Consider the following 21779-nt stretch of genomic DNA (forward strand, 5'->3'; position numbering starts at 1 on the left):
ACGGAGAACCGATGCTCCCCTACACCCTGATCCAGGAAGCGTCAGACCGCCTCAAAAAGCGGGTCCGGCGCACCGAGCTGATCCACTCCCACCACTTCAGCGAGCGGTTCGGCTTCCCCCTTCTCTTCAAGTGCGAGAACCTCCAGCGGACCGGCGCCTTCAAGATCCGGGGAGCCCTCAACTTCATGACCTCCCAGCCCCGGGAGGCCCTGACAAAGGGGGTCATCACCGCCTCGGCCGGCAACCACGCCCAGGGGGTCGCCTTTTCCGCCGACCTCCTGGGGGCGCAGGCCACCGTCTTCATGCCCGAGAGCACCCCGCCCCAGAAGGTGCAGGCCACCAAGGAGTATGGCGCCGACGTAGTCCTCACCGGCAGGAACTTCGACGAGGCCTATGCCGCCGCAGTCCAGGCCCAGAAGGAGACCGGCGCCCTCTTCGTGCACCCCTTCGACGATCCCCTGGTCATGGCCGGCCAGGGTACCATCGGCCTCGAAATCCTCGATGAACTCCCCGACGTCTCAGCCATCCTGGTCCCCATCGGGGGAGGCGGGCTCATCGCCGGCATTGCCACGGCGGTAAAGGAGACTCACCCCCACGTGCGGATCATCGGCATCGAATCCAAGGCCGCACCCTCCATGCACTTCTCCCTCAAGAAGGGAAAGATCGTGGAGGCCCCCCTCACGGTTACCCTTGCCGACGGGATCGCCGTGAAGAAGGTGGGACGGAACACCTTCCCCATCATCCGGGAACTGGTGGACGACGTGGTGCTCGTGGAGGAAGAGGAGATCGCCCTGGCCATCGTGGGGCTCCTGGAGCGGACGAAACTCCTCGTGGAAGGGGCTGGAGCCGTGACCCTGGCGGCCCTTCTGAACGGCAAGGCGGGGAAACTGCCGGGGAAGACGGTCTGCGTCCTCTCCGGCGGAAACATCGACGTGAAGACCATTTCCACCGTGGTGGAGCGGGGCCTTGTGGCGGCGGGGCGCTATCTGAAGCTGCAGGTGGTGCTGGACGACATTCCCGGTTCCCTGGCGGGGCTGGCCACGGAGGTGGCTGCTGTCCGGGCCAACATCTTCCTCATCAACCACGAGCGCCGCTCCCTGGACCTTCCCCTCGGCAAGACCGAGGTCCTTCTGGAACTGGAGACCCGGGGCTACGAACACATCCAGGAGATCATCGGCCACCTGGGGCGACGGGGCTATGAGGTGGATGTCGTAAAATGAACTCCCTCGTGAGGGGAGCGCCGTTGCCCGGATCCACCAACTCCGGCCGCAGGAGGTCGGCGGCCGTGTCAACATCATGCCACACCGGCAGGAGCGCCGTGGCGATGCCGGCTGACTCAGCCCGGGCCAGGGACTGCTCCAGCACCTCCGGCGTTGACCAGGCGATCCCCTCGAAGAGCTCCCGGTGGAGCCGCTTCATGGCTAGGAGATAGTAGCCGCCATCCTCCGTGGGGCCGAAGACGGCATCCACCCGAGGATCATTCAACAGATCAAAGGCCTGTTCGATGTAGTCTGGCGGGAGATGGGGCGAATCGGTGCCGATGACCGCCGCCGAGTCGTACCCCTGGCCAAAGGTCCGGTCGAAGGCCGCCGCCAACCGCGCTCCCAACCCGTCCCCCTCCTGTGGATAACTCTCCCCCTCCCCCACCGTTTCCGCGAAGAACTCAGGCACACCGTCCCCCTGTTCATAAAAGAGGAGTCTGTCCACACCTGTCATTTGGCCGGTTTTTGCGAGGACATCCAGAAGCATGCAACGGTAGAGCTTGGCGGCGTCCTCAGGAGAAAAGGGGGGGGTGAGCCGAGTTTTGACACGGCCCGGTGACGGTCTTTTGGCAAAAACGATCAGTGCTTTTGACATACGGCAGAGCGGGTTTGGGGGAAGGGAGCGCAGCTGCAACGCATAGCGTTATCCACAACTTTGGCGCTTTTCAACATAGTTATCAACACCCACGGGACAAGGCGGCACAGAACTCCACGTCAAAAAAAATTAATTCGGCGACAACAATCCCTCATGAATCATGTCATTTTCTTGTCACGCTCGATGGCCGCGTAGGCCGAGTGCTTGTGGATCGACTCGAAGTTCTCCGCCTCTACGGAAAACCACGTAATAGCATCGTGGGCCAGGAGCTTCTGGGTCACCTCGCGCACGATATCCTCCACGAACTTGGGGTTCTCGTAGGCCCGCTCGGTGACGTACTGTTCGTCCACCCGCTTGAGTAGGGACCAGACCGGGCTCGACCCGCACTCCTCGATCATCGCCACCAAGTCCTCGATCCAGATGAAGTCGGTGTACCGCAGGCGCACGGTGATGTGGCTCCGCTGGTTATGGGCCCCGTAGCGGGACAGCTCCTTGCTGCACGGGCAGAGGGACGTGACCGGAATCTGCACCCCCAGCACGAAGTCGAACTCTTCCCCCAGGGAACCGCAGAAGGTGCAGGTGTACTCCATGAGGCTGCGGGCGCCGGAGACCGGTGCCCGCTTCTCGATGAAATAGGGAAACTCGATCTCCAGGTGGGCCGACGAGGCCCCCAGTTTCTCCTTCATCTTCTGGAGGATCGGCTCCATCTTGTCCAGGGCGATATCCTCACGGTAGGCATTGAGGATCTCCACGAACCGGCTCATGTGAGTCCCCTTGAAGTGGTGGGGGAGGTCCACGTACATATTGATCCGGGCCACGGTCTGCTGGAACTTCTTGTTCTTGTCCATCACCACGATGGGGTAGGAGATGTCCTTCACCCCCACCTTGTTGATGGGAATCTTCCGGGTGTCGGAGGTTTTCTGCATGTCGGGCATGGTGGTCATAACAACCTCTGGGTATTCAGGAGTCAGAATTCAGGAGCCAGAAAAAACCAGGCATCTTCTATTCTGACTCCTGACTCCTAACTTCTGGATTCTTGATGGTTGCGTACGCAACCGGGTCCGCCACCCCGGCCTCCGCAAACCCCTTGAGCCGCAGGCGGCAGGAGTCGCAGAGGCCGCAGGCAAGCCCTTCGGGCGTGGGGTCGTAGCAGGAGTGGGTCCGGCCGTAGTCGACGCCGAGGGAGAGCCCCTTGCGGATGATCTCGGCCTTGGTGAGGTGGATCAGGGGGGTGTGGATGCGGAACCGCCCCTTCCCTTCCACCCCGGCCTTGGTGGCAAGATTGGCCATGGCCTCGAAGGCGGCGATGTATTCCGGCCGACAGTCCGGGTAGCCGGAGTAGTCCAGGGCGTTGACGCCGATGAAGATGTCGAAGGCGCCGAGCACCTCGGCCCATCCCAGGGCGAAGGAGAGAAAGACCGTGTTGCGGGCCGGCACGTAGGTGACCGGGATGTCGCTCCCCACACCTTCCTTGGGGACGGCGATGTCGCTGGTGAGGGCGCTTCCCCCCACCTGGCGGTAATCGAACTCCACGACCAGATGGTCCACGGCGCCCATGGGGCGAGCGTTGCGCTTGGCCTGCTCCAGCTCAACGCTGTGGCGCTGGCCGTAGGAGAAACTCATGGCGTAGGGCTCATACCCTTCGGCCCGGGCGATGGCGAGACAGGTGGTGGAATCGAGTCCTCCGCTGTAGAGGACGACGGCTTTTTTGTGCATCGGATGTAGTTCCTTCCCGAATGTCGGACTAGTGACCTGCCGCGAGCAGGGCGAACCCCTCGGCCTCGGCTGCCCCGTTGAGCTTGTTGTCGAACGATGAAAAGGCGACCTCAATGGCGCCGCAGTCATTTGACAGCAGTTTTGCCGCGGCCAGATGCACGGCGTCAAACCCTCGAAGACCGTATTTCCTGACGAGATGCCCCGCCTCGATCTCATCAAAATCGAGGGCCACGAAATGTTCCCACTCACCGGCGAAGCATTCGGCCACAACTTCGCAATCTTCGCGCGGGAGGTCGCCGCGGTTGTGCCTCCGGGTGAGGGCCGACAGCATCTCCGGATAGGCGACGCGGCAGGTGGCGACTGCTTCGGCACTTTCCACCCACTGTCGAACGGTGTCGGAGCAGACCTCTTCCACATAAAGCTTCACCAGACTGCTCGTGTCGAGATAGAGGATCAACGGCGCTCCTCCAGCACGGTATCAGAGAGGGATTCGCCCTTCAGTGTCACCCCCCGCTTCCCCGCCGGCTTCCCGCCCGACCATTTCGCCCGCCCTTCAGTCATGAGAGTTTTCACCGCGCGGCGCTCCGGGGAGATGGGGACCACCAGCGCCACTTCCCTGCCATGGTCCGTTATCACCACCTCTTCACCCTGCTGCACCTTTTCCACATAGCTGCTCAGACGCGCCTTCAACTCCTTGATCCCTACCGCTATCATGGCATCACCTCACCGGAACGAGACATACTTTAAGTAGTTACAACTCTACACAAAAAGTGGTCACTTTTCAAACACAAAACCGAATCACAGAAACCAGCTCACCGAATTGCAAATCCGCTCCAGAAGCCGCACCAGCGAGCCCCGGCGCTCATGCTCCTCTAGAACGATACGGCGGGACCCCCTGAGGTCGTCGGCGAACATCTCCGCCATCTGCCGGCCGAACTCGCGGCTGGCAACAATGGTGTTGACTTCGTAGTTGCGATGGAAGCTGCGCTGGTCGAGATTTGCCGAGCCGACCACCCCCCAGGTGTCGTCGATGAGCATGACCTTGGCATGGAGAAACTCCCCCTGGCGCTCGTAGATCTCGACGCCGGCCCGAAGGAGGGGGGCGTAGTAACCGCGCCCCACGAGCCGGACGATGGGGACGTCACTCTTGGCGGGGAGGATCAATTGAACGTTTACCCCACGCCGCACGGCCCGCAGCAGAGAGCGGACCACCCGCGGACCCGGCACGAAGTAGGGGTTCATGATCCGGATCGATTCTCCCGCTCCGGCCATGGCGATGCGGAAGGCGTTGCGAATGAAGGAACGGGCGTGGTGGGGGCCGTCGCTCACGATCATCACGTCGGCATCTCCCATGCCTGCCACGGGAATATGCTCCGCAAACCAGGCCGGAGAAGGGCTCCCCTTTTCCTCCAGCCAGAACTCGCGGAAGAGCCGCACGAGGTCCGTGACGGCGGGCCCGTCGATTCTCACCCCCACGTCCCGCCAGCGGTCGGTTCCCCTCCCGAACCCCGAGTACTCGTCGCCGATGTTGATTCCGCCGGTGAAGGCGGTTTCTCCGTCGATGACCGCCATCTTCCGGTGGTCCCGCTTGTCGAACCAGGCGAGTCCCCGCCGGAATGGGGGAGGATTGAAGGCGAGGCACCGGACTCCCCCCTGCTCCAGGCGCCGGAAATAGGAGGAGGGAGTATCGAAACAGCCGATGTAATCGTAGATGAGGGAAACGTCGACCCTGCGGGAAGCGGCGGCCAGAAGCGCCTCCGCAAAGGCGGATCCGGTGGCGTCGTCGCGCACGATGTAGAACTCGGCGTGGATGTGGTGACGGGCCTCGGCCAGAGCCGACAGCATGGCCGGGAAGAACTCCGCACCGGAATCGTAGAGCTTCACCCTGTTCCCCCGGGAATGGGACGCCTCGGCATTTCTCCGGAAGATGCGGAGGAAACGGGGGGCACGGTGGGTACCGATTATCTTTTTTCGTCTCACGATGGACATGCCCGGGACTCCTGCATCAAGGGTAACGCAGGCGGGCAAGGAGGGCAAGGGAGATGATGGAGGGGAAAAGCGAAGAGGCGCGAAGTCTCCCCCGCGCCTCCCTGCTTGTCATCTTGCGTTCTTTTCAGTCTTCGTAGGCAACCACCCGGACAAGGCCGATGGTCTCACCCTTGTCGTCGGTGGTCGGCGAGTCGGAAACGGAGATGATCCGCTTCACGCCGTTGTTTGTCACGAAGTCGTTGACCATGGCGTCCAGAGAGGAAAGCTCCTTCATGGTCTTGAGGGGACGGATTTCCATGCCAAATGTTTTGACCTTGTAGCCCATGCCATCCTCCTTGATGTTACCTTCAGGCTGATCCGGGTAACGCGTACGTCGGCTACTGGACGGAAATCACTTCCTTCACGCCGGGGACCTTCTCCTTCAGGGTCCGCTCGATCCCCATCTTGAGGGTCATGGTGGACATGGGGCAGTGGCCGCAGGCCCCCACCAGCTTCACCTTCACCACGCCGTCCTCGGTCACCTCCACCAGCTCCACGTCACCGCCGTCCGCCTGGAGCGCGGGGCGCACCGTATCGAGAACCTTCTTCACTTCTTCCAGCATTGTTGTCTCCTCCTTGGGTTTGTGTGCTCTGCTTATTCTAACTTCCGCTGTCCGTCACTTCCCCTCACCCGGCCTTCGGCCACCCTCTCCCCCAAGGAGAGGGTTTGAGTTCTCCCCTCGCCCTGAGGGAGAGGGGCGGGGGTGAAGGGGAAATGCTTAATTGTTGAGTGCCACGACATCATGGACAACTTTTTGTGCCATGACATCGTGGACACTCATCTGAATCACCGCAGTTTGTAATCGAATTCCTCGACCTGATTTTTATCCAGGAAGAGTTTCAGTTTCTGTTCTTTGACATCGATAGTCGCCACCACGTATTCAAGCGCTGTCTCCGGTGGAACCGAGAAGCATTCGCCGAAGATGTTCAGCTTCAGGTCACTGCGGATAAGGCGGACAGCATGATATTTTCCGACTTCTGGCTTCTTCAGGCGATGCCTGGGAGGTTCATCCTCAGTCGGGAACCTCAGTTGCACATGCGAGGTGGCCAGTGCTTTCAGCGGCGTACTCCCCTTTAGCTTGCTGTAGCGATACTTGCTGTTGTGTCGCTGCTCAAAGGTCAGTGAGCCGACTTTCAATTCCTCTTCTGAAGTCATGATGACTTTGCCGAGGAACCGTTGTTGGTACCGGTCGTTGAACTTTTCGATCATGCCGTTTCTCCATGGTTCAGCCATGGGTATGAACCATGGTTCGACATCGTTATGCAGGCAAAGACGAATCAGTGGTCCCATGCCGCGGGGATGTGTCGGGCTGCCGAAGAATGACATGGCATTGTCAACCTGGAGTCGTTCTGGGATGCCTAGTCGTTTCCAGACTTCCCACAAACCGTCAATGACCATCTGACCAGCTTTGGACCGAGATGAGTGCAACCCGCACCTGACGGTTGCTGTATCGACAACATTCAGGCTGTAGAAGCGAATTGGCCCTGTCAGATAGCATGGACCAACGAGATCAGCTTGGTGCGTCTGGTTCGGCAACGCTGACGGCAGAACTGGGTAAAGCGTCCCTTTGGCTTCGTATTTGCCGGTGCGCCGATGTGTCAGTTCATTCCTTGCAAGAATCCGATTGATGGTTCTGGTAGAAGGCAACGGCTTGACACCCAGGTCCTCCAACTCCCACAGGATGGCCTGTGCACCACAGAACAAGCCCTTGTTGTAGAGATTGAGGCGAACCATTTTGACGATTTCTTCAATCTCTGCCGTTGTACGGTTCGGCATGGATTGTGGGCATCGGGATCGCTCGTCACTCCATACAGGGTCATCTCCATTCTGGCGAGCAACCCATTTGTATAGCCAGGAACGAGACTTGCCGAGTGATGTGCAAATTGATTCCGGGGTTTCGCCGTTTCTGAACCGTTGAACGGCCAACACCCGAAGCTGCTTGTTTTTATCTTCCATGAACACCTCCGAGTTTGATGTGGTGTTCACAGAATGCCGTGGCGACTATTCGATTGTCAGAGAACTTTGTCTACGATGTGCTGGCACATTTTTCTGTCCACGATGTCGTGGCACTCAACACTTAATCGTTATGCTTCTCTCCCGGAACCCCGGGGCTCGTAAGGGGAAGGGGGTCGAGAATCTCCGCGAGCTTGTCGGCCGTCAGCAGCTGCCGCTCCTCCACGATCTCCCGGATGCTCCGTCCCGTGGCCGTCGACTCCTTTGCCACCTCGGCGGCGGCGGCGTAGCCGACGTAGGGGGCCAGCACCGTGGCGAGCCCCACCGACTGGTCCAGGTACCGGCGGCAGCGCTCCCGGTCGGCGGTGATGCCGGCGATGCACGCCTGGACCAGCCTTGGCACCGTGTTCTTCAGGATCTCCAGGCTGAAGAGAAGATTGAAGGCGATGACCGGCATCATCACGTTCAGCTCCAGCTGTCCCGCCTGGGCTGCCAGGGTTATGACCGCATCGGCCCCCATCACCTGGAAGGCAACCATGTCGGTTGCCTCGGCCATGCTCGGGTTCACCTTCCCCGGCATGATGGAGGAGCCGGGCTGGATCGCCGGAAGCGCGATCTCGGCGAGCCCCGTCCGGGGGCCGGAGGAGAGGAGCCGCAGGTCGTTGGCGATGCGGACGAGGTTCGCGGCAAGCCCCTTGAGGGCCGACGAAAGAGCCACGAAGGGGTCCATGTTCTGCATCCGCTCCACCAGGTTCGTCCCGCGATGAAGAGGAAACCCGGTTTCCCGGGCCAGTTCCGCCACCACCAGATCGATGTAGGCCGCCTCGGCGTTCATGCCGGTGCCGACGGCGGTGCCGCCGATCCCCAGTTCCCGGAGCCCCGGCAGCGCGGCGTCGATCCCCGCCAGGTTTTTCTCCATTGCCACGGCCCACGCCTCGAACTCCTGGCCGAGGCGAATCGGCACCGCGTCCTGGAGGTGGGTCCGGCCGCTCTTGAGGACGGCGTCGAACTCCCGCCCCTTCCCCCGCAGGGCCGCCACGAGCCCCTCCAGTCCCGGACGCAGCTTCTCCACGAGTGAAAGAGACGCCAGCCGCATGGCCGTGGGAAAGACGTCGTTGGTGGACTGGGCCATGTTCACGTGGTCGTTGGGGTGGACCGGCGCGTAGGCGCCGCGCTCTCCCCCCAGGAGTTCGTTGGCCCGGTTGGCGAGGATCTCGTTCACGTTCATATTGTGGGAGGTGCCGGCCCCGGCCTGGAACGGGTCCACCACGAAGTGGGGATCGAAGTCGCCGGCGAGGGCCTCGTCGGCGGCCCGGACGATGGCCTCGCCGAGCCGGGGGTCGAGCCTCCCCGTGGTCATATTGGCCCGGGCGGCGCTCTTTTTTATGACGACCGTGGCCCGAACCAGGGCCGGATGGGGCCGGAGCCCCGAGAGGGGAAAGTTGGCCACGGCCCTGGCCGTCTGGGCACCGTAGTAGGCGCCGGCCGGGACCTGCACGTCGCCGAGGGTATCCTTCTCAATCCGAAACGTCACTGTTTCGCCCCTTCCCGGTCCCCGGGAACAGGTCCCCGATTACCCCTTGATGGCGTTGTACTTCTCGGTAATCACCCGCAAGTGCTCGGTCTCCTCGTCCCGCAGGGCCTTGAGCATCCCCTTGCCGTCGGCGTCGGCGGTCTTCGCCATGAGGTCGTCGAAGTAGGCGATTCCCTTCTTCTCGATCTCCATAGCGATCTCCAGGGCCTGAAGGTCGTCGGTGTCGAACCCCACCTGCTTCTCCCCGGAGCCCGCCGGGTCGAGGGTAATGGTGGAGCCGCCGTAGAAGACCCAGCGCCCCCCCTCGTGGAGTGACTGGTAGAGCTCGTTCAGCTTCAGGTAGTGCTGCTCCTCGGTCTTGGCAAGCCAGCGGAAGATCCGCTTCCCCTCGGGATTGAAGGTTTTCCGCTCGGCCCTGGTGTAAAAGTCAAAGGTCTCCTTTTCGATCTCAATGGCCCGCATGATGGCGTCGAGGGTCTCTTTGGTCTGGTCGTTCATGGGCGCTCCTGACGGTAAAGTGGTTTCAATGGTCAAAAGTTCGTCAACGGTCCTGGAGTGAAATACCCGGCAGCCGAGCTCCCGCGGCAGCCGCAGGTCGATGTCGTAACGGTCCCCCACGAAGAGGCAGTGGGAGGGTTCTTGCCCGATCTCCCGGAAAATCTCTTCGAGAACCTGACGGTCCGGTTTGGGGCGCCAGGAATCCTCGATGGTAAAGATGCGCCGGAAGCACCCGTCAACGCCGAGGGCCGTCATGATCCGCGAAGAGAGGAGGCGGTTGTTGTTGGTGTAGATATGGAGATCGAACCGCTCGCCCAGCCTCTCCAGCAACTCCACCACCCGTTCGTCCCGGGTGAGGAAGGGCTCCGGTTCGATCTCGGCCTCAAAACGGCGATGGAGCTCCCGCAGGTCAATCCCCAGTTCCAGACAGACATGGCTCAGGGAGGCGGTCCGGCCGGTGCGGACGGCTATCTTTTCCCGGGTCTCCCGGATGAGGAGTCTCGCCTCCTCGGGGGAAATCCCCCGTACCGCGGCCACATGCCCCATGGCGGAGGCGTCGATCTGGCGACCGACCCCTTCACTGTCGTAGAGGGTGCCGTCCAGGTCGAAAACCAGGGCGCGAATCCCGCTCACCGTTACCCCCTCCCCTTACGGGTAGAGTCTATCATCGGAAGGCCCCGTGTCAAAAGAGCTTGCCCCAGTCGCGCATGCAGAGGAGCCGGGGGTTTTCGACCCCTTTCGCCTGGACGAGGACCTTGAAGGTGTCCCCCATCCCCCCCTCGGGGAGGATGAGCTTCTTGAGGGCGAGGCGGATGGCGATCTGCTCCTTTTCCGATGTGGCGGCGGCCTCCAGGGCCATGAGCTCCTCCATCATGCCGGTGGCCACCAGGAAGCGGTACTGCTCGCCGTACCAGACCTTGCGCAGCCCCAGTTCCTCCCCCCGCGCGGCAAGGGTGGTGAAGTCCACGTGGGTGGTCATGTCCTGGAGACCGATCCGGATGTAGGGGTTCTCTTCGATGGTATGGCGGTAGTAGCAGAGGAGGGTGCCGTTCAGGCGCATGGGGCCGTAGAGCTCGGGGGCCAGGTAGCCGTAGTCGATGGTGAGGACGAAGCCCCGTTCCAAGGCAGTGGCCACCGATTCAAGCCACCGGACGGCGTTCAGGTTGATCTCGGCCCGCTGTCCCACGGCGAAGGTGATGCCGAGACGGGAGAGGTACGCCTCCAGCTCCGGCGTTGAGGGGAGGTCGAGGATTTCTGAGAACTGGTCCCCCTCGGCCGCGACAAAGACCTCGCGCAGCCCCTCGGGGCCCATTTCGACCAGGTGGGGCGGGAAGGAGTCGATCAGTTCGTTGGAGTAGAGGCAGCCGGTGAACCGGAGCCGCCCCTCGGCCAGGTCGGCGGGGGTGCTCCAGGAGACCTTGGGAAGATGCGGGGCGAGGAGCTCCCCCTGCACTGCGGCAAGGCTCGGCTCGGCCTCGATGAGGGTGAGGCGGATGCCGTCGTAGAGGGTGGGGTTCAGCTCCTGGATGGCGTCGATGACATCGGTGGCGAGACGGCCGTGGCCTGCCCCGGCCTCCACGATGTCGAAGGAGGCGGGGCGCCCCATCTCCTCCCACATGCGGCAGATCTCCCGGGCAATGAGGCGTCCGAAAACGGAGTGGACGTTGATGCTGGTGTAGAAATCCCCCTCGGCCCCCACCTTGCGGCCGGGGGAGGTGTAGTAGCCGAGCCCCGGCTCGTAGAGGCACATCGCCATGAAGTCGGCAAAGGGAATTCGCCCCTGCTCCCGAATCCGGTTGAGAATGATCCCCCTGAGCCTGTTGTCGTCCGGCTGATCCACGCAAAACCTCCCGAAAAAAGCTCAGTTATAGAGGATGGGGATGGGTTTGTCAATGCAGGGGTGGCACAACGGTAACGATGAAAGTGCAAGAAGGGAAACGGGCGGCTTACACCGCCCGGATACGGTCACGGGGATCCACATTGACGGGAGAGAGATCAAGGGTCTTCCCGTCGGCCAGGAGCCGGCCGAGCTCTTCGGCGGTGATGGGGCGGCTGAAGTAGTACCCCTGCATCTCCTCGCACTGGTGGCGGCAGAGGAAGTCGATCTGCTCCGCCAGCTCGACCCCTTCGGCGATGGTCTTCATGCCGAGGCCGTGGGCCATGGTGATGATGGTCTTCACGAGGGTGGCGTCGTCGGGGTCCCGGGTCATGTCGCGGATGAACGCCTGGTCGATCTTCAGGTTGGCGATGGGGAAGCGCTTCAGGTAGCTGAGGGATGAATAGCCGGTGCCGAAGTCGTCGATGGCCACCTCGATCCCCCGGTCCGTCAGTTCGCGGAGGATGGCGGCCGACTTCTCCGCCTCCTGCATGACGAGGCTCTCGGTCAGCTCCAGCTCCAGCCACTGGGGGGCGAGCCCCGTCTCCATGAGAATCTCCTCCACCATAGCGATGAGGTTTTCCTGCCGGAACTGGCGGGCCGAGAGGTTGACGGCCATGCGGAGCGGCGGCAGACCAGCATCCTGCCAGGCCTTGTTCTGGGCGCAGGCGGTCCTGAGAACCCACTCGCCCATGGGAACGATGAGCCCCGTCTCCTCGGCTAGGGGGATGAACTTGGCCGGCGACACGAGCCCCATCTCCGGGTGGTTCCAGCGCACCAGGGCCTCCACGCCGCAGATCCGGCCGTTCCGCAGGTCGACCCGGGGCTGGTAGTGGAGCAAGAACTCCTGATTCTTCACGGCCCGGTGGAGGCTCGTCTCCAGGGAGAGCCGCTCGAAGACCCGGATGTTCATCTCCGCCGAGTAGAACTGGTAGTTGTTCTTCCCCTGCTCCTTGGCGTGGTACATGGCGGCGTCGGCGTTCTTGAGGAGCGCGTCCACGGTCTCGCCGTCGGTGGGGAAGAGGGCGATGCCGATACTGGCCGTGACGTAGATCTCGTTCCCCATGAGGAGGAGCGGCGCCGCGAAGACGTTGATCATCTTCTTGGCCACGGTGATGACGTCAGGCACTTCCCGCACGTTGGGGAGCACGATGATGTATTCGTCGCCGCCGAGCCGCGCCACCGTGTCTCCTCCCCGCAGGCAGTTCTTGAGCCGGTTGGCCACCGCCTTCAGGAGCATGTCCCCCACCGTGTGTCCCAGGGTGTCGTTCACCTTCTTGAAGTTGTCCAGGTCCAGGAACATGACGCAGATGGGGTTGCGGCGCCGGAACGCTTCCAGGGCCAGGGCCTGGCCGAGGCGATCCTGGAGGAGGTTGCGGTTGGGGAGCCCCGTGAGGGGGTCGTGGGTCGCCTGGTAGACCAGCTGCTCCTCGTAGCGGCGGTGCTCGGTGATGTCGTTCATGACCCCGATGTAGTTGGTCACCACGCCGTCCCGGTCCCGGACGGGAGCGATGAAGAGCTCGTTCCAGAAGGGGGAGCCATCCTTGCGGTAGTTGCGGAGCACGAAGCACCCTTCCCGCTCCTCCTTGAAGGCCTGCACGAGCTTCTTGAGCTCGGCCTGGTCCCGGTCGTCGCCCCTGAGGAAGCGGGGGTTCTTGTCGATCACCTCATCGACGCCGTAGCCGGTGATCCGTTCGAAGGCCGGGTTCACGTAGATGATGGGGTTGTCGGGATGGGTGGCGTCGGTGATGGTTATGCCGTTGATGCTCGACTCCATGGCCCGCTTGAGGAGAACCAGCTCCTGCTCATTGCGTTTTCTGGCCGAGATGTCGGAGATGATGGTGATGACCCCGAGCGGTGTGCCCGAGCCGTCGCAGATGGGGGCCGCCGAGAGGCTCACGTCGATGGGGGAGCCATCCTTGCGCCGGCGACGAAGTTCCACGTCGGTGATCCTCTTCCCCTGGAGGACCAGTTCCCGCAGCTTCCGGTGCTCTGCCGCCCGCTCCGCCGGGGCGACGGGATAGGGTTTTCCCAGCACCTCCTCGGCGCTCCAGCCGAAGATTTCCACGGCAGCCCGGTTCCAGAGGGTCACCTTCCCACCGCAGTCCACCGCCACGATACCCTGGGGCGAGGCCTGGATCAGGGTGTCAAGCTTTTCATTGGTTTCGCGGAGCCGCTCACCGGTCTCCCTGCTCTCGGTAACATCGCGAACAATGCCGAGAAAGTGCCAGACACCCTTCATCTGCACCCGGCTCAGGGAAAGGGCGGCCGGGAAACGGCTCCCGTCGCTCCGGATCCCCTCCGCCTCGCAGGTCAGGCGGGAATGTTCCTCGCCGCAGCAGACAAGGGGGGTAAGGAGAGGATTATCCTTCCCCGTCGACCTGATTGCCAGGATATCGCCAAGGGAGCGTCCCGTTGCCTCGGCACTCTGGTAGCCGAAGAGCTGCTCGGCAGCGGGGTTGAGGGAGAGGAGGCGGCCGGCTCCGTCAAAACTTATGATGCCGTCGGCGATGTGATCGAGGAGGAGATCGGTGTGCAGCGAGGCGGTGAATGCCACGCTCCGCAGCGGACGGACAATGCTCAACCAGATGATGGGGGCCGAAAGGATGACGAGGAGAAGCGCGTCGAGGAGGGAGATGGCCAGGGGAGTGCCGCCATCCGCGGTTCGCGGCAGCAGCACCATGAGGAACAACTCGATGACGAAAACAATGAGGAGAAGGGCCAGCAGCTGCTTTTTAGGCGACGGCAGATATCGCAGAATCTTGTCGGATTTTTCGGCCAAACCCATACGGGCACTCCATCGCGGCGCCGGAAGGGGCGAGGGGCCGCGTGCTACGGATTGTTCACACTCTATTTACCCGTATCGACCGGCCGGCAAAAAACTTTAGCCGCAGTGGTCAGGAAGTCTTTGCCCCGTATTTTTCAGCCATCCGCCGCGCCGCCGCGCCGACCTCATCCCGCAGGGAGGCAGGCGCCAGCACCTCGGCATGCTCGCCGTAGGAGAGGACCCAGGAGACGATCTCCATTTTCCCTCCGGCAGTGAAGGAGAGGACGAGGCTTCCGTCGGCTCCGCTCCGCTCCGTCTGACTCGGGTGCCAGACCCGCCCCCGGACCGCGTGGGCGACCCCGGGGGAAAAGCGGATCATCACCTCCAGGGGCTCCTCCTCCACGATGCCGAAGGCCCCCCTGAGCCGCTCCTCGGGGCGGTAGTCGGCGGGAATCTCGAAGCGCTCCTTCCGCACCTCCACGCCGGTGATCCGCTCGGCGGCAAAGGTCCGCAGGGCCTGGCGGTTATGGGCATACCCCACCAGGTAGAGCCCCCCCTTGTAGAAGACCAGGGTGTAGGGGTCCACCTCGTAGGTGCTGGCCCTCCCCTTCCCCGCTCCCCGGTAGGAGAGCCGCACCCGGTACTGGTAGATGAGGGCGTCCCGCAGGCTCTCCAGGTGCCCGGCCACCGGGGCGTAGTCGCGCCGCCCCTGCAAAAGCGGCAGCGACACGTCGGCGATCCGCTCCATGTGGGCCGCGTAGCGGGGGGGAAGCACCGAATTGATCTTGCGGAAGACCGCATCGAGATCCTCCCGGAAGGGAGTTCCGTCGAGAAAGGAGAGCTGGGAGCGGAAAAAGGAGAGAGCCATGAGCTCCTGGAGGGTGAAGGTGATGGGGGGGACATCCTTGAAGCGGGTGAGGAAGCGATAGGCCTTGCGACCGTTCAGCCATTCGGAAATCAGCGGATACCCCGCCTCGTGGATGACGTTCAGGTCCCGGTGGACGGTGCGGCGGTCCACTCCGGTCTCCTCGGCCATCTCGTCGAGGGTGACCCCGTGACGCGCCTCGATGAGGCGGATGAGGTCATGGACCCTCCCTGCCTGGGAGTACTTCTTGGCCGGCTTTCCCTTCTGCATGGTTGACCTCCCGGTGACGACTTTGGGGGGGGATGATACCTGAAGCGCCGGGAGGTGCAACGAGAAAAAACGGCTCCTACACCCTGAACCACCCCACCATGCCGTTCAACTCACCGGCCAGGCGGGAGAGATCCTCGGAGGAATGCTTGATGTCACTGAACGAACTGCGCAGTTCACGGGTAATGACGGAAATCTCATCCATGTTCCGGGAAACGTCACCGCTGGTTGACGACTGCTGCTCCGCCGCCACGGCGATGCGCCGCACCATGTCGGTGACCCGTTCCACATACTCCACGATCCGGTCCGTGGCCTCCATGGTATCGTTAATCCGGTCGAGGATCGTGCCCACCGACCGCCGCTCGTGATGCATGGAGCCCACCGACTGCTTCACGCTCTCCTGCATGGCTTTCACCGTCTGGGAAATGTCCGCGGTGGCGGTTGCCGTTCTCTCGGCCAGTTGCCGGACGCTGTCGGCGACCACGGCGAAGCCCCGCCCCTGCTCACCGGCACGGGCAGCCTCGATGGAGGCGTTGAGGGCCAGCAGGTTGGTCTGGTCCGCAATATCCTCGATCAGGGTGACGATCTCGTTGATCTGGGCCGACTGGTCCCCCAGGAGTTCCACCTTGCCGGCGGTATCCTCAAAGGTTCCGGCGAAGTGGCGCAACTCCCGGACGGTGAGCGACATGGCCTCCTTTCCCTCAAGCGCGGCCGTTTTCATCATCTCGGCGGTTCCGGCAGCCTCGGAGGTATTCCTGGCCACATCGAGGGTCGTCTGGGACATTTCCACCATGGCAGCCGCCGACTGCTCCACGCGTAGAGCCTGCTGTTCCGCTCCCTCCTCAAGGACAGCGGCAGTGGTTGACATCTCTTCGGAATTACTGGCCAGAGACTCCGTGGCAGCGCCGATTCTGGCCACTATCTGGCGGATACTGTCCACCATCTTCGCCATTGACGCCTGAACCTTCCCCACCTCGTCGCGGCTGCCGCTTTCCAGGCGCGCGGCAAGGTTTCCTCCGGCCACCTCCTCGGAAGCGGCGATGAGCTGTCCCATCGGCAGGGCAATGGAGCGATAGATCCAGAAGCCAATCAGAATGCCGAACACGATGGCACCGATGCTGATGCCGACAATGAGGCCCATGCTGAAACGGATCGTCGTATTGACCGATGCAATGGCCTTTTCCTGATCACCCTGGGCAGTTGTTACGGTCTCTTTTCCTTTCGCTGCCTGCTTCCGCACGATTTCCCGAAGCTTTGCCGCATCGTGCTCCGCCCGGGCCTTGAGTTGCATCTTCTGGTGGAGTTTTGCAAGGATCCCGTCCTTGGCCAGAATGGTCTCCCGGATGCTGGAGAGCGAGCCGAAGGCTGCATTGAGGAGCTTCAGCTCCTGGTTGGCCTTGACCTTCCGCAGCGAGACTTCCACCGCTCTCTCTGCCGCGGCTATCCTCCCGTACTGCTGGTTGATCTCGGCGGCGATACCGTCCAGTTCCTTTTCCGACCCGGCGAGGAACAGGCGGGAGGAGAGCCCTTCCACGGAGACACCGAGGGAGACCAGATCGGAGTTGCTCGACAGAACACCAACGGCGATATTCGAATTCGAGAAATTGCCCTTCAGCTTGGCGGCAACAGCCGTGCTCATCTGGTTCGCCTTGTCCGCCTCATCCTCGATCGTTTCGGAAATCGTTGCCAACGCCTCGCCCACGTGGCCGGCAAGGGCATCGACCCGCCTTTGATCGCTCCCCTCCACCTGGGCCTTGATGAGTTCTTCCATCCTGGCATTGATGGCAGCGACTTCGCTGCCGATCTGCTTGTTCTGCCGGACGTTACTGTTCTGCATAACCTTCTTCATGGCAACGGCGTACTTTTCCTGAATCTGCTTCTTGTTCTGCACCCGCTGCAGGTCGACGACCAGGTACTGGACCTCTTTCAGGGATGCCTTGAGGGTTTCAATGCTCCTCAACCGCTGGGCAATCTTGTCGGTTTCGTCAGTGGCCGAGGCATAGGCGGCGGAACTGCTCTGCTGGAGGTTCTTGACTTTGCGGTCCAACTCCTTGAGCCGCGCGGTTGTCTCCCTGGCCTGCCGGGAAATCATGGCGCTTGCCTCCGCCGATTCCCTTTCGGACGTAAGTTTCGCGGTCATGGTGCTGAACAGCTCGGCGGCAATGCCGTTCAACTCATCAGACGCCTGGAGTTTCTCCCCGGAGAGGTTTTCCAGCACCTCCTGCGCCGCCCTGACATCCCTCAGCGACTGTTCGGCCTCCGCCTTCGCCGCTGCGAACTCCTGGGTGGTTGCCGACGCCACCACCTTGATCAGATCGGCGGTGGCCCCCTGAAGCGACCGCTGGAACTCGACGGTGCGCATCTGGAAGGGGGTGCTCTTTTCCGTGAGATACGAGAGTCGCCCCTTGATGGACCGCATGCCGATGAAGCTGGTGACGGCGACGGCACCAACAACGATGATCATGATACAGGCGTTCGCCGTGAGTTTTGTCTTGATGGTCATTCGAAAAGTCCTCTGCTTGCCGCCATGTAGCCCAACTAAACTGCACCAACAAGGGGAGAAGACGCCAAGCGCCTTCTCCCCCCCTGTTATTGCTTATCGGCAAAATCTGCACAACTTGAGCGTGTTTAAAAATAATTTTGGCACATTAATCATGCGCAATCAGCCAGATCAAGCAAGTGACTCCGTTGCATCTACCACTCTTCCCGCTGTTTCTCCGCCATCTTCTGGAGATACAACTCCGGACTGGTCAGCCGCTTCACCTCATCGTCCGAATAGCCCAGCTCCTTGAACCGGAGCACCCCGTTGGGGGCATGGCAGTTGTTGCAGGTCAGGGCATTCTTTTTCGTCACCAGGTGATTGCTGCCGAACATGATGGTCTGCCAGCCGGGAACCGGGTCGTACTGCTTGATGCCGAGGATCTTTGCCGCCGAGGCCACGCCGGCCAGGGTGTCGCCGTTTGCCATGGGCGGGGCGAAGTCCATGGAAAGCAGTTTGCCGGTCTTGCGGTCGAAGAACCCTTTCCCCTGGAAGACTTTGAAGGGGTAAATCCTGCTGGCCTTGTCACTCCGGCTTCCCTTCGGGCCGATGAAGTCTGGCCGGTTGGCAACGGTCTTGTCGTACCACGCATAGACCGGCACCGTTTCGTTGGCATCCTTGCGGAGGGTGGTCGGCTCGTAGTAGCCGCTGGAGAGCTTCTCCCACTTGGTGAAATCCTTGGCGAAGGCGCCGCCGGTTCTGGTCACGTGGCAGGTCTGGCAGGCGATGCGGGCAGTATGCCGGTTGTACTCCGCATCCTTGTGGGGGGTTTCCGTGTGGCAGTCGGTGCAGGCAACCCGTACCCCATCGTGGGCCCAGTTGTTGGGATCAAAGCCAGTGGGGATCTTGTGGTTCTTTGCCTTGTGGCAGTCGACGCAGACCATCCCCTTGGCGGCGTGGACATCGTTCTCTTTCGTGAAGGCGAACCCGCGCTTCACCAGCACGCCGCCACCGGCCGCCTCGTGACATGTCATGCAGTTCTTGACCGTCGGCTTCGCGATGGCGAGCGCCGCCTTGACACTGCGGTCCTGCCCGAGCACGACCCGCCCCTGGTCATCCTTGAAGGGTTTGCGCTTGCTGTAGTCGTACTCGCGGGAATGGCAGAGCAGGCAGTCGATGGCCGCCTCGGCCTCGGGGCCGGTGCTCCCCACGTCGCTCACGTGGTTGCCGGGGTGGCAGGTGTTGCAGCCGGAGAACTTCGGCCCCTTGGCGTCGGGGATCTTGGGGATCTCCTTGAGGTTATTGACAATATCGTTGCCGTTGCACATGGTGTAGATGCGGTTTTTCATGCCGTATTCCCGGGTCGGATCGGTATTCTCCACATTGTCCACCTTCGAGGCGTGGGTCCAGTGGACGGTGGAGAGGAACTCCTTTGCCTTGCCGGGGTGGCAGACCTCGCAGGTTTCCGGCCCCTTGTAGCCGTTCTTCTCCATATACTCCCTGCCGGGATGATCCTTGGCAAAGGCGGCGGATGCCATCACCGCCCCGGCAACGAGCCCGGTGAAAAGTATCTTGATCATATCTCTATCCTCTCACTCCGGTCCCCCACGAGCTGAGGAACCTGTAATTTTTGTCTATATAGATAAATGAATGAAATATACGTCGGGAAACTACAGGAGAAAGAGTGCCCGCTGCGTGTGAAAACGGTCAGCCGGCACCCTGCTCACTCAGCAACCCGCCGTCTTGCGGAAAATGGTGACGACACCGTCGCCGTCGTCAAACTTGACCCGCACCTCGTCACCTTCGACGATTCGCTTGTCCTTGAACTTATCGAGGGTAAGGTCGTCTTTCACCGTCACCTTGACCTCTTTGTCGCTCTTGGTGTCCTTGAGAATGACGGTGGCCGTTCCCCCCTGCATCTCAATCTTTTGGACGGTGCCGACCATCTTCACCTCGGCCGCGCCGGCAATTGTGCCGATGGACAACATGATGACTGCCGCTGCTGCTGCGATTGCTTTTCTCATGACTCTGCTCCTTTGTTCGTTCCAAGCCCTTCTCAGGGCTGAGTAACGGCGGGGAACCGGAGTCCCCCGCCCGGATACCGATCAGAAATGGACCTCGAATGTCGCGTAGAGGTCTTGGGCGCTCTTGAGAGGGGTAAGCATCTGGGGAGTAGTCTGCCCCAATCCGCTGATCTTGACCGGGGCACCCACCCAGTTGTTGCTGCCGGTGTAGTCGAAGTCGTAGTACTGGTAGCCAATCTTGAAGAATGTCTTGCTCAGGTAGCTGGAGATGGGTTTCAGCTTCAACTCCTGGATGATATACCCTTCGTAGACGTTGCCGCGAGCTCCGACCTTGCTGGTCCACATGTCGTCGGCGGCCGGGGCAAAGGTGATCCAATCCTTGGAACCGTGGTTGTATTCGAAGCCGAGCTTGGTTCCGGTCGCCTCGATGTCATAGCGGCCACCGAGGTACACGGCCCAGCCGGTCTTACTCTCCTGCTTGCCGGTCCACATGAGGCCCGATTGGGTATCAAGGGTTGAGGTGGAACCGGCGCCGAAGTCGACCGGCGTTTTAAGCGGCACCTTCACCGTATTGTTGTTCGGATTGGTGTGGCTGACGGCACCCGATGCGAACCAGTGGAAAGTGCCGGGGCCAGCTTTCTTCACGCGACCGAGGAAGTTGAGGCCGTACCAGTCGATGTCGCCCAGATCCGTCGCTGGCGAGCTCCCCTCAAAGGGACCGGACAGCATGACCGGGGTGTTGAAGATGTTCATGCCACGGTTGTACTGGAACTCGGCCTTGAGGTTGTCGGTATCGTAGGGGACAATGTTGAAGCCGAGCATGTCGGTGTCATGGAGACCGTTACCCTGCTTGTCGGTAATGCCGTTCTCGAAGCCGCGGCCGTAACAGAACTTCACATAGGCGCCAGGAAGGGACTCGATGTCCGGCGCATAGCCGAGGGTCATGCCATCAAAGGCGTAGTCCACCAGCAGTTGGGGCACACCGGAGTTCCCCGGCTTTTCCTTGTTCTGCTTCAGGTGGGAAGGGATGCCGCCAGTGGAAGGGCGCCGGCCGATGGAGAACCAGATGGGCTGGTCGGCGATATTTTTCCAGGTGGCATAGACCTGGTCCACGGCAAGGGTACCGTCTCCGGGAACGTGACCGACGGTGCCGTCAAAGAGGCCGGCCCGGTCCGAAAAATATGCTTGGCCGTTTTCCCCGCGCAGGGCCGCGTCGTCGCGGGCGCCCGTTACCTTGTACATCAGGAGACGGGCGTGAACGGTGACATCCTGGGTCGCCTTGGCATCAACATTGAGACCGAAACGGTTGGTATAGAGGGAGTTGTTCTTGACCGTCCCCCCCTGCACGGGAAGGAAGAGGTCACCGAGGCCACTGTTTCGAGGATTGAGCTGATAGTACGGTGCGATTTTCCCCCTCAGGTAATCATACCGAAACCGGTAGTCGCCGCCGATGCTCAGCCAGCGCCCCAGGGATTTCTCTTCCACCTTCTCGACCTTCCTTGCGGCATCATCGGCCTTCTTCTCACTGGTCTGCGCCTTCTGCTCGGTGCTCTTCATCTGATCCTTCATTTCCTGCAACTGCTTTTCCAGCGCCTCGATCTTCTTAAGGACGTCCTGTTCCGCCGCGCCTGCCGCGAGCGGCTGGGACAACCCCAATAGCACCGCGCCCGCCAGAACTCTGTTCGCTACCCGTTTCATGTGTTCTCCTTTCTCGTGGTCATTGCTGCTGACAGAAGGTTTAATACTTAAATTGCTCCGGCCTCTCACTCCATCGTTGCGTCACGCCTTAGGGGACGGGGTGTCGTTTGTCCGTCACGGAGGCGTCAAAAATTGTCACCACATCGCGAAATCCCCAAAATTTACCCGCGGCCTTCCGCCCATTGTCGCCATCTTACGGTTTTCACTCATTATCTC

At 61.6% G+C, this 21779-nt stretch carries 19 protein-coding genes; 1 reads left to right on the forward strand and 18 read right to left on the reverse strand.

Features of this window, described 5'->3' with window-relative positions:
• Window positions 1-11: 11 nt before the first annotated feature.
• The gene (ilvA, locus tag GMET_RS15395; RefSeq protein WP_004513631.1) at window positions 12-1220 is read left to right on the forward strand and encodes a threonine ammonia-lyase; all 1209 of its coding nucleotides are present in this window, start codon (window positions 12-14) and stop codon (window positions 1218-1220) included.
• Here the strand turns inward: ilvA and GMET_RS15400 are convergent.
• The 18 genes from GMET_RS15400 to GMET_RS15485 form a co-directional block, all read right to left on the reverse strand.
• Window positions 1171-1857: a TIGR04282 family arsenosugar biosynthesis glycosyltransferase gene (locus GMET_RS15400; RefSeq protein ID WP_148206086.1), complete on the reverse strand. Its 687-nt coding sequence runs from the start codon at window positions 1855-1857 to the stop codon at window positions 1171-1173. The two genes, ilvA and GMET_RS15400, sit on opposite strands and share 50 nt — an antisense overlap.
• A 158-nt stretch (window positions 1858-2015) precedes the next feature.
• Window positions 2016-2801, reverse strand: a complete 786-nt coding sequence (gene folE2 / locus GMET_RS15405; RefSeq protein ID WP_004513633.1) for a GTP cyclohydrolase FolE2 — start codon at window positions 2799-2801, stop codon at window positions 2016-2018.
• Window positions 2802-2859: 58 nt separating this feature from the next.
• Window positions 2860-3573, reverse strand: a complete 714-nt coding sequence (gene queC, locus GMET_RS15410) for a 7-cyano-7-deazaguanine synthase QueC (protein ID WP_004513634.1) — start codon at window positions 3571-3573, stop codon at window positions 2860-2862.
• Between the two features lie 28 nt (window positions 3574-3601).
• A complete protein-coding gene (locus GMET_RS15415) occupies window positions 3602-4030 on the reverse strand; it encodes a type II toxin-antitoxin system VapC family toxin (RefSeq protein WP_004513635.1) in 429 nt (142 codons plus the stop codon).
• Window positions 4027-4287 (reverse strand): type II toxin-antitoxin system Phd/YefM family antitoxin, encoded by a 261-nt coding sequence (locus tag GMET_RS15420; RefSeq protein WP_004513636.1) that lies wholly within the window; start codon window positions 4285-4287, stop codon window positions 4027-4029. The genes GMET_RS15415 and GMET_RS15420 overlap by 4 nt, the downstream gene beginning before the upstream one ends.
• Before the next feature lie 84 nt (window positions 4288-4371).
• Complete coding sequence (locus tag GMET_RS15425) at window positions 4372-5562, reverse strand: phospholipase D-like domain-containing protein (protein WP_004513637.1); 1191 nt, start codon at window positions 5560-5562, stop codon at window positions 4372-4374.
• A gap of 124 nt (window positions 5563-5686) precedes the next feature.
• Window positions 5687-5887 (reverse strand): hypothetical protein, encoded by a 201-nt coding sequence (locus GMET_RS15430; RefSeq protein ID WP_004513638.1) that lies wholly within the window; start codon window positions 5885-5887, stop codon window positions 5687-5689.
• 52 nt (window positions 5888-5939) lie between these two features.
• Window positions 5940-6164 carry a NifU family protein gene (locus GMET_RS15435; protein WP_004513639.1) on the reverse strand — a complete coding sequence of 75 codons (225 nt, stop codon included), beginning with the start codon at window positions 6162-6164 and terminating at the stop codon, window positions 5940-5942.
• 224 nt (window positions 6165-6388) lie between these two features.
• The gene (locus tag GMET_RS15440; protein WP_011365616.1) at window positions 6389-7558 is read right to left on the reverse strand and encodes an IS481-like element ISGme9 family transposase; all 1170 of its coding nucleotides are present in this window, start codon (window positions 7556-7558) and stop codon (window positions 6389-6391) included.
• A gap of 121 nt (window positions 7559-7679) precedes the next feature.
• A complete protein-coding gene (locus tag GMET_RS15445; RefSeq protein WP_004514536.1) occupies window positions 7680-9089 on the reverse strand; it encodes an aspartate ammonia-lyase in 1410 nt (469 codons plus the stop codon).
• A gap of 39 nt (window positions 9090-9128) precedes the next feature.
• Entirely contained in the window at window positions 9129-10220 is a 1092-nt protein-coding gene (locus GMET_RS15450; protein WP_004514537.1) for an HAD family hydrolase, read from the reverse strand.
• Between the two features lie 49 nt (window positions 10221-10269).
• The gene (locus tag GMET_RS15455) at window positions 10270-11427 is read right to left on the reverse strand and encodes a class I SAM-dependent methyltransferase (protein WP_004514538.1); all 1158 of its coding nucleotides are present in this window, start codon (window positions 11425-11427) and stop codon (window positions 10270-10272) included.
• A 106-nt stretch (window positions 11428-11533) separates the two neighbouring features.
• Complete coding sequence (locus GMET_RS15460) at window positions 11534-14251, reverse strand: sensor domain-containing protein (RefSeq protein WP_004514539.1); 2718 nt, start codon at window positions 14249-14251, stop codon at window positions 11534-11536.
• A 109-nt stretch (window positions 14252-14360) separates the two neighbouring features.
• Window positions 14361-15365, reverse strand: coding sequence for a helix-turn-helix transcriptional regulator (locus GMET_RS15465; protein ID WP_004514540.1), 1005 nt, complete (start codon window positions 15363-15365; stop codon window positions 14361-14363).
• A 76-nt stretch (window positions 15366-15441) separates the two neighbouring features.
• The gene (locus GMET_RS15470) at window positions 15442-17865 is read right to left on the reverse strand and encodes a methyl-accepting chemotaxis protein (protein WP_004514541.1); all 2424 of its coding nucleotides are present in this window, start codon (window positions 17863-17865) and stop codon (window positions 15442-15444) included.
• Between the two features lie 191 nt (window positions 17866-18056).
• Complete coding sequence (locus tag GMET_RS15475; protein ID WP_004514542.1) at window positions 18057-19421, reverse strand: cytochrome c; 1365 nt, start codon at window positions 19419-19421, stop codon at window positions 18057-18059.
• 147 nt (window positions 19422-19568) lie between these two features.
• A complete protein-coding gene (locus GMET_RS15480; protein WP_004514543.1) occupies window positions 19569-19865 on the reverse strand; it encodes a TOBE domain-containing protein in 297 nt (98 codons plus the stop codon).
• A gap of 81 nt (window positions 19866-19946) precedes the next feature.
• Window positions 19947-21563 (reverse strand): DUF3373 family protein, encoded by a 1617-nt coding sequence (locus GMET_RS15485; protein WP_004514544.1) that lies wholly within the window; start codon window positions 21561-21563, stop codon window positions 19947-19949.
• Between the last annotated feature and the right edge of the window lie 216 nt (window positions 21564-21779).

It is taken from the genome of Geobacter metallireducens GS-15 (genome assembly GCF_000012925.1).
GTDB classification, from domain to species: Bacteria; Desulfobacterota; Desulfuromonadia; order Geobacterales; family Geobacteraceae; genus Geobacter; species Geobacter metallireducens.